At 41.9% G+C, this 15,710-nt stretch carries 13 protein-coding genes; 5 read left to right on the top strand and 8 right to left on the bottom strand.

Annotated features, from left to right (window positions below):
• Nucleotides 1-39: 39 nt before the first annotated feature.
• Complete coding sequence (locus tag FD960_RS02175; RefSeq protein ID WP_215299538.1) at nucleotides 40-450, bottom strand: hypothetical protein; 411 nt, start codon at nucleotides 448-450, stop codon at nucleotides 40-42.
• Nucleotides 451-971: 521 nt separating this feature from the next.
• Between FD960_RS02175 and FD960_RS02170 the strand changes: the two genes are divergently transcribed.
• Together FD960_RS02170 and FD960_RS02165 are read left to right on the top strand one after the other, a co-directional pair.
• Complete coding sequence (locus FD960_RS02170) at nucleotides 972-1,397, top strand: universal stress protein (protein ID WP_215299536.1); 426 nt, start codon at nucleotides 972-974, stop codon at nucleotides 1,395-1,397.
• Between the two features lie 67 nt (nucleotides 1,398-1,464).
• Entirely contained in the window at nucleotides 1,465-3,957 is a 2,493-nt protein-coding gene (locus FD960_RS02165; protein WP_215299534.1) for a cation-translocating P-type ATPase, read from the top strand.
• A 263-nt stretch (nucleotides 3,958-4,220) separates the two neighbouring features.
• On the opposite strand, the gene FD960_RS02160 is transcribed toward FD960_RS02165, so the two are convergent.
• The 6 genes from FD960_RS02160 to FD960_RS02135 form a co-directional block, all read right to left on the bottom strand.
• A complete protein-coding gene (locus FD960_RS02160; protein ID WP_215299532.1) occupies nucleotides 4,221-5,528 on the bottom strand; it encodes an HD-GYP domain-containing protein in 1,308 nt (435 codons plus the stop codon).
• Nucleotides 5,529-6,080: 552 nt separating this feature from the next.
• A complete protein-coding gene (locus FD960_RS02155; protein WP_215299530.1) occupies nucleotides 6,081-7,241 on the bottom strand; it encodes an IS30 family transposase in 1,161 nt (386 codons plus the stop codon).
• 547 nt (nucleotides 7,242-7,788) lie between these two features.
• On the bottom strand, nucleotides 7,789-9,066 hold the full coding sequence (locus FD960_RS02150) for a TRAP transporter large permease subunit (RefSeq protein WP_215299528.1): 1,278 nt from the start codon (nucleotides 9,064-9,066) through the stop codon (nucleotides 7,789-7,791).
• 1 nt (nucleotide 9,067) lies between these two features.
• A complete protein-coding gene (locus FD960_RS02145) occupies nucleotides 9,068-9,649 on the bottom strand; it encodes a TRAP transporter small permease (protein ID WP_251369819.1) in 582 nt (193 codons plus the stop codon).
• Between the two features lie 71 nt (nucleotides 9,650-9,720).
• The gene (locus tag FD960_RS02140) at nucleotides 9,721-10,755 is read right to left on the bottom strand and encodes a DctP family TRAP transporter solute-binding subunit (protein WP_215299527.1); all 1,035 of its coding nucleotides are present in this window, start codon (nucleotides 10,753-10,755) and stop codon (nucleotides 9,721-9,723) included.
• A 24-nt stretch (nucleotides 10,756-10,779) separates the two neighbouring features.
• Nucleotides 10,780-11,622 (bottom strand): class II aldolase/adducin family protein, encoded by an 843-nt coding sequence (locus FD960_RS02135; RefSeq protein ID WP_215299525.1) that lies wholly within the window; start codon nucleotides 11,620-11,622, stop codon nucleotides 10,780-10,782.
• Nucleotides 11,623-11,755: 133 nt separating this feature from the next.
• Between FD960_RS02135 and FD960_RS02130 the strand changes: the two genes are divergently transcribed.
• Nucleotides 11,756-12,658 (top strand): LysR substrate-binding domain-containing protein, encoded by a 903-nt coding sequence (locus FD960_RS02130; RefSeq protein ID WP_215299523.1) that lies wholly within the window; start codon nucleotides 11,756-11,758, stop codon nucleotides 12,656-12,658.
• An 11-nt stretch (nucleotides 12,659-12,669) separates the two neighbouring features.
• Here FD960_RS02130 and FD960_RS02125 read toward each other — a convergent pair whose 3' ends face one another.
• Nucleotides 12,670-13,608 carry a ketopantoate reductase family protein gene (locus FD960_RS02125; protein WP_215299522.1) on the bottom strand — a complete coding sequence of 313 codons (939 nt, stop codon included), beginning with the start codon at nucleotides 13,606-13,608 and terminating at the stop codon, nucleotides 12,670-12,672.
• Between the two features lie 684 nt (nucleotides 13,609-14,292).
• Between FD960_RS02125 and FD960_RS02120 the strand changes: the two genes are divergently transcribed.
• Entirely contained in the window at nucleotides 14,293-15,096 is an 804-nt protein-coding gene (locus FD960_RS02120) for a nucleotidyltransferase (protein WP_215300550.1), read from the top strand.
• On the top strand, nucleotides 15,093-15,704 hold the full coding sequence (locus tag FD960_RS02115) for a hypothetical protein (RefSeq protein WP_215299520.1): 612 nt from the start codon (nucleotides 15,093-15,095) through the stop codon (nucleotides 15,702-15,704). The genes FD960_RS02120 and FD960_RS02115 overlap by 4 nt, the downstream gene beginning before the upstream one ends.
• Nucleotides 15,705-15,710: the final 6 nt, after the last annotated feature.

The following is a 15,710-nucleotide window of genomic DNA, read 5'->3' as shown; positions in this document are numbered from 1 at the left end:
CTAATTCGAAGAAACGTGAGCAAGTCACGCCTGAGAAATTTAGAGGTCTAGAGGTGGAGCTAAAGAAAGGGGTGGAGAACTTTGGGCGTACCTTTGATACGCAAATCTGTCTAAGCTATAAAAATGGAAAATGGGTCTAGCAGCATAGGTTGCATATACCAAAGCAAACAAGGCTAAAACATAGAAATTTAAGATAACAAGATCAAATTGATCGCTTTGACGTGAAGCAGGCACCCCAACCTCTGGCGACTCTTCAGTAGAGGTGGTTATAAATACCTTTCCAACCTCAGATGTATTGGCGGACTCAAATCCTGCGCTATCAACATGAAGATGGAGACCATGCTGACTTGAAGCTCCAGTATGAGCATGTAGAAACGGGGTCAATAGCTGCAAAATAATAGCCAGGAACAGTGCAACAACAAGAAGAGGCTTGGATCTCAATACATGCATACTTTGATTCTACACCCGCAATATGTCATTTTTTTGTCGTAATTACGCAAAATTTAGGCCTAATATGTTGATTGAGGTGTACGTATGCAAAGTGTTTAACAAGCGCCCCCATGAAGCCAATTGAATTTTCCGCACTTTTAGGGTGTGCGCTCTTTGAGATTTTTGACCCTTTTTAAAAGTAAGTTTTATCAACGCTAACTATCATGACCATCATTCTCTTACTTCTGAGTCCAGCCCTTTTTGCAATCATTTGGATCATTCGCTTTCAAATTTGCTCCTCACGCCTAAGATATTTAATCGACACCTACGGACTTGATCGGAAAAAGTTAAGGAAGCTCAGCTGCTATCAGACAAAAAAAACTCCGTAATGACATTGAAGGGTTGCGAGATAAAAATGATGCATTTGGACTGGAGAATCTTATTCGTCCGTATCGACCATAAAAAAGCCGTAAATTGCCAACCACATTTTTAAGTCATAAACTAAAGGTGTAGTTACAAACTAAAAAGAGGAAGCAATCAAGATGAAAATACTATTGCCAATTGATGGATCAAAATCTTCTCTAAACGCTGCAAGGTATGTTGCCAAACTTGCAAAAAACTCGAGAAGTCCTGCTGTTGTTACTCTAGTAAGTGTGCATGACGACACTTCACTTAGTCATGTAAAGCAGTTTGTTTCCAAAAGTGTTGTAGATGACTACTTGCGCGAAGTGAGCGAAAAGGAACTGAAAGCAGCTCAGAAAGTACTCAATACCACACGCGTCAAACACAACATGGCTATCAAGCGCGGCCATATTGCCGACGAAATTGTCGCTTTAGCCAACAAAGACAAGGTTGATCTAATTGTGATGGGGGCAAAAGGCCGAGGTGGACTACTTGACGTCTTAATTGGCTCTGTAGCTCAACGAGTATCTGGATCGGCAAAGCAACCAGTGTTACTTGTTAAGTAGTCATCTCAGACGGCCCTAAGATAGGGCCGTCAAATTCCAATCATTTAATAACCCTGCAATTACACAGATGCCATCACCCATGCAGGGTCTTACCAAATCCCGGGTTGCTCAACTACAGGAGCAAGATGGATTTAATGAGCTAGCAGTTGCAGATAAAAAAACTGTTTTCAAGCTCCTACTTCGAATTTTAGCTGAGCCCACATTTGCCCTTCTCTTTCTGGCTGGAGCAATTTACCTAGTTATTGGAAAAATAGATGACGCACTGATTCTGATTGGATTTATCTTTATATCGGTAGGCATCACCCTATTTCAAGAACGAAAAAGTGAAAAGGCTATTGAGGCACTTAAAGATCTATCTAGTCCTAGAGCCATTGTTATAAGGGATGGCATTACCCAGAGGATAGCTGGCGAATATGTTGTAGTTGGCGACATTCTTGTTATTGAGGAAGGCGACAGAATTCCTGCTGACGCCCAATTGCTTGAGGCTCATGATCTACTTGTCGATGAATCACTGCTAACCGGGGAGTCTGAACCATTAAAAAAAGATGGTGCAGATTACGTTCATTCGGGGTGCATGGTTATTCGAGGCGGCGGAATAGCTAAGGTTACCGCTATCGGAATGCAGACAGAGCTAGGCAAGATAGGTGGCAGCCTAAGTCAAATCAATAATCTTAATAGCCCCCTGCAGCAAGATATAGGGGTTTTGATTAAACGGTTTACGATTTTTGGAGTCGCCCTCTCCATTCTTGTTTTATTGATTTATGAGCTCGTACATCGAACCTGGCTTCAAGGGGCCCTGACTGCCATCAGCTTAACCATGGCCTTATTGCCCGAAGAATTTACAGTCATTTTGACGGTTTTTATGGCCCTAGGTGTTTGGAGAATATCCCGCCAAAAAGTGCTAACCAGATACGCGCCTGTAATTGAAACATTAGGCAGCATCACCACCTTATGTGTTGATAAAACAGGTACCCTTACCCTGAACAAAATGTCTCTCGAGGTCCTTGCAACCCCAGAGAGCATTTTATTTCTTAGCTCAGGAGATCAAAATCTAAATTCAACTCAAAAGGAACTTCTAAGTTATTGCGTACTTGCAAGTGAACTAAAACCCTTTGACCCCATGGAACAAGCATTTCATGAGAAGTGCTACCTTATTCCCGAATATGCAAATCGATATTGCAACCATGAATTGGTGCATGAGTATGGCCTGAGCCCAGAATTACCTGCCATGACGCACATTTGGAAAGCACCAGGCTCTGTTGAATACCTAGTAGCCATTAAAGGAGCTCCCGAAGCAGTCCTTAAGCGCTGCAATTTGTCACAAGCGCAGGCTCAAGCAATTGAAAAGCAAATTAAAGACCTTGCATCACAAGGATTGCGATTGCTAGGCGTTGCAAAATCCCAATACACGAAACAAAGCGTAGATTGGCCAGACAATCTAGGTTCTTTTGAGCTTACTTGGCTAGGTCTTGTGGGCCTCAAAGACCCCATCAGAGAAGAGGTGCCAGCAGCTATTCAAAAGTGTCAAAAAGCTGGCATACGCGTCATTATGATTACTGGAGATCATGCAATTACAGCGCAAGCAATTGCAAGCCAAGCGGGTATTGATAGCTTAAGCGTCCTATCTGGTAGTGATATCAATACATTAAATGACCTTGAACTTCGTGAGGCAGTAAAGAAAACCTCTGTATACGTGCGGATAAAACCCGCCGAAAAATTAAGGCTCGTAAAGGCATTACAAGAAAACAATGAAGTAGTAGCCATGACTGGCGATGGAGTAAATGATGCACCCGCCCTAAAAGCGGCCCATGTGGGTATTGCGATGGGACAACGGGGCACAGATGTCGCTAGGGAAGCCGCATCCCTAGTACTGCTAAATGATGATTTCTCCTCTATAGTCCACACCATCCAGCAAGGTAGACAAATTTATGACAACTTACATAAGGCCATTATTTATATCGTTGCTATCCATATCCCAATGGCAGGAGCTGTCTTTATTCCAATTCTCTTTGGCATACAGCCAATCCTAGACCCAATACATATTGTCTTTCTGCAAATGATTATTGATCCTGCCTGCGCAATTATTTTTGAGATGGAGTCGCCTGAAAGTGATGTCATGTTAAGACCCCCAAGAAACATTAATCAAAAACTCTTTAGCCTACAAAACATCTCCATGGCTTTGCTACAAGGCGCAGGATTAACTGCTATTGTTGTTGGGTTATATTTCTGGCTCTTAAATATGAACTACTCGCATGCTATGGCAACCACCCTGTCATTTGGCAGCCTAGTACTTGGCAACATTTCATTAATTATTGTCAGTAGATCAAAAAATGATCACCTATTCAAGATTTTGAAAAAAACCAATCCATCCCAAAAATGGATCCTTGGCATTGGGGCTATATCTTTTGGATTTTTAATTACGATTCCATTTCTCCGCGATCGTTTTCAATTTGCCGTGCCTACGCCTGAGGGCGCTTTAGTGATTCTTGCCTCTGGATTACTCGGAATCACGTGGTATGAGCTGGTTAAGTTAGGCTACAGAAGAAAAGGGGTTCAATAGTAAATGACCGCTAATGGCCGAATTGGGTCATCTAGATTGCTTCCACAATTGGTCAGCTACCGACCCATAGAAGACTTTGGTTTAGCGTTAATCATCAAGCACAATCTACCATTAAAGTTGCCTTGGACCCTTGTTGATTGCAACAGAAATCTAATTAATTTACCTGATAATAGTTTAGATGACTCACGAATAAACACTTTAGCCACAGTGAATACTTCGGTCTCTGGGCGCCCAAAACTAGAGGTGAGGAAAATTAATCTTTATCAATCCCGATGCTCTTTGTAGATTCTCTTAAAAACATCCATTTCGTGGACTATTGCCTCAACAATTTTTGGGTCAAACTGGCTTCCACTCAACTTAACAATTTCTCCACAAGCTTCTTCATGCGTCCATGGCTCTTTATAAACCCTGCGACTTACCAAAGCATCGTACACGTCAGCCGCAGCCATAATGCGAGCTGATAGCGGAATTTCTTCGCCCGCTAAGCCCCTTGGATAGCCACCACCATCCCAACGCTCATGATGCCCCCCAGCAATCTCTATTGCATGTTGTAAAAAACTAGGTACATCAGAAAATCGCTCTTTTACGGTTAATAAAATGGATTCACCGATTGATGCATGGGTCTTCATAACACCCCATTCGTCAGAATCAAGTTTTCCAGGTTTATTTAGTATGGCATCGAGAATGCCTACTTTTCCGATGTCGTGTAATGGTGCTGCGCGATAAAAATCCTGTATGCGGGAATCAGATAAAAATTCCGAGTAGTACCCTGCCGCCCGTAGTTGACGAGCGATCACCTTCACATATTTTGCTGTGCGAATAATATGATTGCCTGTTTCGTTATCCCGCTTAGATGCTAAGCTTGTCAAGCTAGCTAGCAACGCTTCTTCAGTCTCGCCAATTTTGATTGTTTGTTTTTTAAGTAAATACTTAAATGCTTCAGACAACCGAATCACCAGATAAAATAATTGACGCAAAATACCTAAAATAACAATTCCAATCAAGGTTACTGTATTGATTACACCAGGATCACCGAGGCTTTCTGTCAGCCCTGCAGCCAATGGAGGGATTCGCATCAGCCACAGAACTGCGGAGGTGGCAAAGAGCCAGGTCATTACCTCTAGATAGCCATTCTTTAATACCCTATTGGCACGTAAAGCCATAAAAAAGGCAGCAACTAACGAAATGCTCCAAGCGCCCGCAATTGCTGCAGGCGTTAAACGACCAAGACCTGATGCAACCAAGTACGTTAAAACGATTCCATAAATGATGCAGATTAATATTGATATATATGGAAACCGAACCTTCTGACCGCCAATAAGAATTAGGCTATAGCCGAATAATATTGATGATGAAGTTGAGAGCGTATGCGCTAAAGAGTAGCTAAAGAATGGGGGAAGGTACGGACGGAAGAGAATAAATCCAACACCTAAAGACAGAGCTAGTGATGCAAAAAACCAGTATTGCGCTGATCGGTCTTGTTGCTTCCTGTAGAGAAACAGAACTAGCAAACCAACCGTCAAATTGACGATGATGGAAATAAGATAGAGCGGTTCTACAGTAAGGTTCATTACGTCCCCACTTAACAAAAAAAAATATGTCAAAACGACAACTTCAGGCTACTCTTAATTACGGAGAATGTAAATTTTTATTAGCTTAAAAGCTATTATCACTACCTATGTATTGCTCTTGTTGCAATCCACCATCGAACCCAGCATCTTTGACAGATAATTTAATCCGCGTACTGTACTGCTGCACTAGAAATATAAATTAACGCTAGTGAAAATGGTTTTGATACTTCTTGGTAGTACAAGGCGTAATAGACCAGCCCTAAAACATCTAAAGCTTTGGGCTATTGCTTAAAAAGATAACTCTTGCCACCACCGTCCGCTCCACGCCAAATTAGAGAGGGATTTTTTCCAAAAAGATTTATTCTTCAGTGCTTTGCAGGTAGTGAATCACATGGCGCTCACTACGGTGAATCTTTAATTTTCTAGGCTCTTAATTTTATTTGAGAGGGGGTCGGAAGCCCGAGAACCTTGCGCCCTGCCGCTCCAATAAAACACTACCAGAGATTGAGCAACACTGAAGGCTTGGTCAAAGGTCCTCTATTGGCCTTGATTTCAACCCGTCGATGCAACAGTTAGGGCAAAACGTTCTGCCGGTGTTTGATAGTTTAGTGTTTTTCTAGGACGTTCATTGAGTTGCCTTGCTACAGCATTGAGTTTGGCTTGGGAGTAATTAGCTAAGCTCATTCCTTTAGGGAAGTATTGTCTTAATAACCCATTGGTATTTTCATTCGAGCCTCGTTGCCAAGGATGCTGAGGATCGCAAAAATACACTTGCACATCGGTAGCTAGAGTAAAGCGTTTGTGTTCAGACATTTCTTTACCCCGATCCCATGTTAAGGACTTGTAGAGCTCTTGCGGTAACTTGCGGGCATGCTTGATGAGTGCATTGACCACCGTCTCACTGTCTTTACGAGCCACCTTGACTAGCATCACATAGCGAGTCTGGCGCTCCACGAGAGTAGCGATCTGACTATTGGCATCCCCATATAAAAGATCACCTTCCCAATGGCCGGGAACAGCTCTATCTTCTGCTTCGGCTGGCCGCTCTCTGATCGAGACTGCATCCTTAATTTTTCCAAGCCCTGCATCCTTCAGCGTGTGATGCCGTGATCGGCGCATGATGCGGGTGCGTCGTAAATGCTGGGTGAGCTCTTTCTTTAAGGCTCCGCGGGCTTGGATAAAGAGGCTAAGGTAGATCGTTTCGTGTGACACCTGATAGTCCTCCTGATCTGGATAAGTCTCTTTTAGCCATCCGGCAATCTGTTGTGGTGACCAGTAGTGCTGCAGTTTATCTGCCACCAGATGCGCTAAGGCTTTATTCAAGACTAGTTTACAAGTCTGAGGACGCTGCGCTCGATCCCAGGCAGCCTGATTAGATTGGTGGGCTCGATAACTCTTTGGACCGCCATTGCGACCAATCTCACGACTAATTGTGGAAGGTGATCGACCTAACTGAGTTGCAATCGATCTCATGGATTGACCGCTTGCTAGGCCACGTGAGACTGCTTCACGCTCGGCCAAAGTTAATGCCAAGGTTGATCGAGTTCGCTCTGGGGGTCTGATACCGCCACTCTCAGCCAAAATTCGCTGAACTGCCGAGTGGTGGCGATCAAATAACTGGGCAATCTGCTGGAGAGAATCTCCCTTTTTCCAGCGCTCCCACATTAAAGCCTTCTGGGTAGCTGTGTAATAGATTCGAGGTCGTTGTTTCATGAGCAACACTCCTTGCGCTTACGCAGTTTGTAGTGTGTTGCATCGACGGGTTGAAATCAAGGCCGACAGTTGCCACTCAACCTGTCGGTTTACCCGACATTCAACTGTCGCTTCTCGTGACACTGCTGTCGAAACCAATCAACCTCCGCCTCATACCAATTGAGCCCACATGACTAGCCGCCGATATCACAGCACTTTCTAGGCAGCTTTAGGTTAATGTTTTGATTACTGTTCAGAACAATTCTTAAGTCTTTTAATCCGTTGGTCGCGAGTTCGAATCTCGCCCGACCCACCAGTTATACAAAAGCCACCTTCGGGTGGCTTTTTCTTTTGGTTACAGAAAATGTAGTGACTGTGCGGACTCAATAGGCAATCTTATATGTCGTCGTGGATCAGGATGGTCAACGCTGAAAACCGTAGGCGACTACCGGAAGACTTGGTTAGCAAGTGTCGTGTTTCGAGACACTTTGGCACATAGTTTGTCGGGCAACCAGACAAACGTAGTTTTGGGTAATAAAAAACCACTCCGAAGAGTGGTTAGATAAATCTAGTAAAACCAACGCATCGGCACCGTAACTAAAGATGGAAATAAAACCATCAATAGCAGCATGACTAACTCTGCAATTAAGAAAGGCATAACCCCTTTCATTAAATCCGACATTGAAGTTTTTGTCACGCCCGCAACAACATTCAACACTGTTCCTACGGGTGGGGTTATCAAGCCAATACTGTTATTGATAATGAATAGAACTCCGAAGTAAATCGGGTCAATTCCTGCCTGCTTCACTACTGGGACTAGCACTGGAGTCAAAATTAAAATTGTTGGGATCATATCCATTGCTGTGCCAACAATCACGACTAATGTCATGATTGCAAACATTAACAAGATTTGATTGCCCATAAATGGCTCGAGTAGACCAACAACCTTAGAGGGTAAATCAGCCACAGTAATTAACCAAGCAGAGACCATGGCAGCAGCTACTAAGAACATCACAATTGCAGTTGTTTGTGCGGCTCTAGAAAATAACTCTAGTAACTGACCAAACTTAAGCTCTCGATAAATAACAGTAGCGACAAAGATAGCGTACACTGCAGCAACTACAGAAGCTTCTGTTGGCGTAAAGACACCAAGCTTGAGTCCAAATATGATAATTAACGGAAGCATTAAAGCCCAGAAACCATCCACCAGCGATTTTGCAACTTCACTAAATGGAATTTTCGGTGGCGGTTGAATACTCTCTTTGCGAATAACCCACCACCAGGTGAGCCACAATGAGAGTCCAACAAGTAATCCTGGGAATATGCCCGCTAGAAATAGCTTGGTAATAGATAAATTAGCCGCCACACCGAAAATCACAAAACCAATACTTGGTGGAATAATTGGCCCAATCACTCCCGCGGCAGCTACTAATCCAGCGGATTGCTTTTGATCATGGCCCGCACTAACCATCATTGGCACCAAGAGTGCCGATAATGCCGCAGCATCGGCAACCGCCGAACCAGAAAGTGCCGACAGAATACAGGCGGCAACAATAGTGACATAACCAAGCCCACCTTTAATATGCCCGACCAAACCAAGAGCAACAGCAACGATGCGTTTTGATAAGCCGCCAGCATTCATTACCTCGCCAGCTAACATAAAAAATGGAACAGCCATCAAAGGAAAGCTATCAGCTCCAGCAATGACATTTTGAGCAATAATTTGTGCATCAAAAATATCTAGATGTAGCATTAAAGCAATGCCACAGCCCAATAATGCGAATGCAATTGGCATGCCTAAAGCCATCAAAGCTAAAAGGGATCCAATGAAAATAAATATCGTCATATCAGAGCCCCTTTTCTTTTATATCTGGGGATCTAACATGCTCAAGATCTTTCATAATTTCATCCAAATCGGCATCATCTTCCGATTCTTTAATCGCAATTAATTCTTTATCAGTAATTCGACCGCTCAAGGCTTTATAAAGGTGGTAGAAAAGAATTGGTAAAGCGGCCACAGAGAAGAAAATTGCAGCAGAATAGTACCAAGCCATAGATACGCCTGAAACAGGCGTTACATTATCAATATTGATGGTCAGCAGAGCGAAACTGCCATATAAGAAAACTCCAACAATACCCAACATTAGTAAGTGACTAGCGATGTAGCAAAATAATTTTCCTGAGCGAGATAATTTTGCTACGAGTGAATCAACGCCAAGATGAGAGAGATCCCTTAGACCACCAATGGCGCCAACAAAAATAAGCCAAACAAATGCCCAGCGGGACATTTCTTCAGAGAACGCAATCCCAGAATTAAAACCATAACGCAAAACGACGTTACCAAAAACTAGTACAACCATTACTGCCAAACATATTGCAGTAAATATCCTCATCAATCGAAATGAAGAGTTAATTAAAGATGAAATCATAAAGATAGAGCCAAAAATAAAAGAAGCTCCCAGTGTTTATTACTGGGAGCGCAAGTCAACAGGCCTAAATATTACTTATTTTTAGTGCGTTGTGCTTCAACCGCTTTTACCAATTCTGCCGGCAAAGGATCAACTGCATTCATATCTTGCAAATACTTGTCTGTCACAGGCTTTACCTTGTCCCTCATGCGCGCACGCTCTTGTGGAGAAACTTCAGTAAAGACAACACCCTGCTTTTTGACCAAATCGATGGCTTTAGCATCCATTCCACGCGAAACTTTACGTTGCTCAATTGTGGTCTCGTTAGCAGCATCTTGAATTAATTTTTTCTCAGCCGGTGTAAATTGATCCCAAACCTTATTACTAATTAAAACGATCAGCGGCTGATATACGTGACGCGTAGAGGAGAGATACTTTTGAACCTCATAAAATTTATTGGCCTCAAATGCAGCAATTGGGTTGTCTTGCCCATCAACTGCCTTCGTTTCCATTGCACTGTATAACTCAGTAAATGCCAACGGCACTGGATTAGCACCCAAAGCACTAAACGAATCCACAAACAGAGGTTCTTGAATCACACGAAGCTTCAAACCCTGAATATCTTCTACTTTGGCAATAGAACGCTTGCTGTTTGAGATATTTCTAAAACCGTGATCCCAATAAGTCAACCCCACTACACCCTTAGGAGTTTTCTCTAAAAACTTCTTACCTACTGGACCATCCAAAACAGTATCTGCTTCTTTAAAGTCGTTGAATAGAAAATGGATAGAAAATGCGCCATAGACTTTTGCCTGACCTACCATCAGGCTTGGTGGCATTGTTGTCATATCAACCGTTCCACCTTGTAATGAAGTGAGAACATTTAAGTCACCCCCCAAAGATCCGTCGGGATAGCCTTTTACAATGATTTTGTTACCACTCTTTTTTGCTACCAATTCAGCAAACTTCTCCACGCCAAAACCCATGTGACTAGTTTTTGGCTGCACGTAAGCAAACTTTAATGTACGCTCCTTAATCTCTGAATTTTGAGCAAACGCTTGACCCACTACCAAGCTTGAGAGGGACAGCGCTATTGCGAACGACTTTTTATAATTAAATACTTTCATTAATATCTCCATTATTTGTATTTTTTACGCAAACATATCTGGTTGTTTTGCGATCAATTGATTCCAAATGGTTTGGAAATGTAACCAACCAATATATTCACTACCAACGTGCTCACGGCTGTAGCGAGCAACTTCAGGACTTAACAAGGTTGGCTCCACACCCGTAGCCATCACCGCCATCTGTTGTTTGCAACATCTCTCTAGTGCGATAAACCAGAAGGCTGCTGCATCAATGCTATGACGACTCACGGTCAAAAGACCATGATTTTTATGAATAATGCCTTTTACCTTGGGAATAGATCCAGCAACGTTTTCTCCAGCTTGATCCTCAACAGCTACTTGGCCCGCTTGTTCGCTAAGAACAATATGGTCTTCGTAAAATGCTGCAGCATCTTGAGAAATTGGCTCTAATTTTTTTCCTAAAGCCGCAAAAGCGGTGCCATAAACTGTATGGGCATGACACATTGCAACAATATCAGGATGTTTTTCATGTACAGCAGCATGCAATACAAAGCCAGCACGATTTAGCGCATGCTTACCCTCCAACACATTTCCTTCGTGATCAGCCAAGATTAAATTTGAGATCTTAACTTGATCAAAATGAACAGCCATTGGATTAGTCCAGTAAAGATGTGGATGCTCTGGATCGCGCACTGTTAAATGCCCTGCAAAGCCATAATCAAATCCCTCCAATGCAAATGCACGACATGCAGCTACTAATCTTTCTTTTAAATGTTGGCGATGCTCAGCAAAATTCTTAAATTTAGGCGCATAAGGAAATATCAGACTTGCATCCTCTGGTTGGTAGATAGATTCTCTACTCCCCAAATCTAACTTACGTTCATTTTTATCAATTGTCTCAACCATTTTGTCTCCTCCAGTTATGGGCATATGTTTTGATGTAGATCAAATTGAACGCAATATTGAGGTCACACATGTATTTTGACAATCAAGAGTTGTGCATGTATACATGAATATTATTCATTTATAATCATAAAACATGAGAAAAATACCCAATTTTGTCCTTTTAAGGGCTTTTGAGTCAGCTGCCCGGCTGGAGAGCTTTACCCTTGCTGCCAATGAGCTTCACCTTACCCAATCGGCAATCAGCCACCAAATAAAAGAGCTCGAGGATTACTTTTCAAAACCACTGTTTGTTAGGCGAAATAGAAAGGTTGAACTCAATAGCGAAGGCAAAAGACTACTTGAAAGCCTGTCAAGAGTATTTGATGTAATTGAGGCTGCATGTAGTGAGGTTACTCTAGCGCCTAATGCACAAGTTCTGGCGGTACACTGCGCCCCCAGTTTCGCAGCAAAGTGGTTGAGCCCAAGGTTGGCAAGCTTTATTAAAACTCACCCAACCATTTCGATTCGACTTACCTCCGGCCCAGAACCAATAGATCTAATACGCAATCGCGAAATAGACATAGCAATCTCTTATCAGGCAACACTTGGCAATGCTGGTGTCATTCATACCTCACTTGGATACGAAGATATTCTTCCAATGTGCTCGCCAAAAATTTTAGATTCAAACATACCCGCAAAGAATCAAATTACCCAACTCACACTAATTGATTCCTCTATCAATCGAATGACTTGGAATAAGTGGTTTGAACATAACAAGTTGCCGCAAAATAGTCGATCTAGACTTTCATTTGATAGGGCAGCTTTATCTATCTCAGCCGCGGTAGATGGGCTCGGTGTTGTACTAGAAAGCAAACGCCTTGCTGAGCGAGAACTTGCAAGGGGCGACTTAGTTGAAATGGGATCAACGCAATTTAAAAAGATCAGAGAAGAAACTCACTTCTTATCGTATCGAAGTGGCGAAAAATCAAATAAGAAAATTAGGGTATTCGAAGAATGGCTTCACAATGAACTACTAGAAAATGCTTCTATCAATTAGCTTATAGCCTCTCAATGGTGTTTGAACTCCAGCATCTTAACCATAGTGTAAATAGATGAATTGAATGGAGTTTCTATCCCAAAATGTTTTCCAAGCTCAACAATATAGCCGTTTAGATAATCAATCTCAGTTTTCTTATATCGTTTTAAGTCTTGTGCAGTAGAAGAAATTTGCGTAGCCATTGTTTTGGCAATTAATTCATTAGCATGAGTGGCCTCAGCCAAACTAATTTGAATCCCTTTTCGAGAAGCAACTGCCAAGAACTCTTTTGTAATTCCTTCAATTAACTGAACAATTTCAGGCATCCGAACCATATCACCGTATGCAATCTGCCCAATCCCAGAAATACCGTTATAAGAACAATTGACTAAAAACTTGAGCCACATATCTCTTAATATGTTTGGCGCAACTTTACATGGCACATCTGCACTTTCAAAAAGAGTACAAATTTCTCTAAGACTTTCGAGTTCATGAGGTGAAATAGCATTGATGCTGCCTACCAATAATTCACCTCTACCGTGGTGTTTGAGAACTCTCTGACCATGCATCCCACAGGCAACATAAACGACCGCAGGATATACGGGGTTATTAGTAATGCTAGAGGCTATTTCCACATTAGCAACCCCATTTTGCAAACTTAATATCACGGCCTCTTTTGGAATGATGGATGACACCTGCTTCATCGTATTTTCTGTATCGGGCGACTTAACACAAAGCAAAACAAGATCTGCATCAGTCAAAGCAGAAAGGTCGTGACTTACATTAATTGAAACAATCTCTTGAAATTTTTGACATTGCATCTCTAGTCCATCAGCACTTATAGCATTTGCACGCTCTGGCCTAGCGATAAGCGTTGTATCTTTATTTGATCGAGCAAGCATTCCGCCGAAAAAACAACCGACAGCACCGGCACCTAGAACATAGATCTTTTTAAATTTTCTCAATTTCAATTACTTCGTATTTTTTAATGTAAAAACCCGATTTTTAGGCGGGTATTAAATTCATAGAAGACCACAGAGCAATCCTACTTTTACCCCCCTCAAGAGGCAATCATTGCTTTAAGTAACACTCAAAAGTTCGAAATCCGAGCTACAGATTTGATCTTTGCACCAAAAAGCAATCGCACAGTCAATCGCACAGTCATTTTTTGGCTCTATAACCTATTGATTTATATGGATTTTTGAAGAGCCACGACTTCTTTTAATCCGTTGGTCGCGAGTTCGAATCTCGCCCGACCCACCAGTATCAAGAAACCCTCACTAGCAATAGTGGGGGTTTTGTCTTTCTAGGCTAACAAATGTGGTGACTGTTCGGAACAATGCGGAACTTGCTGAACGTTTCAAGTGGGGATGGAAGGCGCTGGATGACTGTTTAGGAGACCGTGAGCGTCTCGAAACGCGACGGTTGTCGGGTAAACCGACATTTCATATGTGGATAGTTGGGTGACCGTGGTTTACCGTTGACATGAATAGGCACATAAAGTTCCTTATAAAAATGACGCAAGCCATTCAATCTGATTTACACACCTCTCCCTCGCCTAATGACATCGTCGATTAGAGAAGAACTTTTTAAGGGTTGGTCCCAACCCCCCCAGCGCAAGTGAAGACCAAAGATCTGAAAATGCATGTCGAGTTATATCCAATGCAATCAAGCAATCCAAAGAACTGAGTCAGAAGAATATTGAAATCTTTATTCAAGGATCATACAAAAATAACACTAATGTGCGCCTAAATAGCGATGTTGATATTTGCGTAAGACTTAATGATATTTTCACAACTGACTATAGCGAAGCCCCTTCACTATCCGATGAAGCATTGCATATCACTAGTGCATCTTATACATACAAAAGCTTTAAAAATGAATTACAAAGAACGCTTAATACTTCGTTCGGGATTTCAAATGTCACCAGAGGAAACAAAGCATTTAATATCAAAGAAAATAGCTATCGAATTACAGCTGATGTTGTTCCCTGTATACAACATCGACGTTATCTACCAAATGGTAAATTTATAGCGGGCACCACCTTATACCCAGACCAAGGTGGTTCAATAAATAATTTTCCTTCGGAGCACTATAAGAACGGGGTAGAAAAAAATAATGCTACAAATTATCGATACAAGAAAGTTGTTCGAATTCTTAAGAATCTATGCATCAGCATGAATAATGATGGTTACAAATCCGCTGAAAATATTCCCTCATACCTAAATGAATGCCTCGCCTGGAATACTCCTAACGACATCATTACAAAGAGCACGTTAGATGAAACAATTAGGGAAACTTTGATTCATCTTCACGATCACCTTGACTCGACAAATAAATGTGGTGAATGGGGTCAGGTGAGCGAACTTCTATATTTATTTAAAGGTGGGCAGGGATTCTCAAGGGCAAACGCAAAGGAATGGGTGCTTGAGGCTTGGGGATGGCTTAATTACAAATGACAAGAATTCAAATTACAGCAATAGTCTCTCTGGCAGTTACTATATGGGGTGGGTGGCTATATTTTGCCGGCTATGACATAGGGATTCAATACCTACAGCCATTCACTTTCACCGTAACAGCCACCCTCGGCATTGTGACTATTTTTAATTTATATCTATGGCACTTGCCGATCATACGTATGATATTTGGTGGAAAACCAAATTTAAACGGGTATTGGCAAATTGAAATTAAATCTAATTTTGTTGATGAAAAATCTGGCGATCCAAAAATAATAAATGCTTGTTACCGGATTCATCAAACTTATTTGAATTTAAGCGTAAGGCTGCATACGAATGAAACAACATCCAAATCTATTGCTACTCAGCTAAAAAAGAATGAGGATGGAGAGTGGATACTGATCGGAAATTACCTAGATACGCCATCAGCTAGCAATCGCAATAAAAGCCAAATTCACTACGGATCATTTAAGCTAGTCATCCCAAATAATTCAAAAATGAACTTCTTTGGCCAATACTGGACAGACAGAAAGTCATCCGGAGACATTAAATTAGTTAAAAAATTAACTGCCGTGGAGGGCGAGAGATTTATCAATGCCCTTTTACATTAAATAGGG

This window comes from Polynucleobacter sp. AP-Nino-20-G2, from assembly GCF_018688235.1.
Lineage (GTDB): Bacteria > Pseudomonadota > Gammaproteobacteria > Burkholderiales > Burkholderiaceae > Polynucleobacter.
This window is presented reverse-complemented; position numbering and strand designations above follow the sequence as displayed.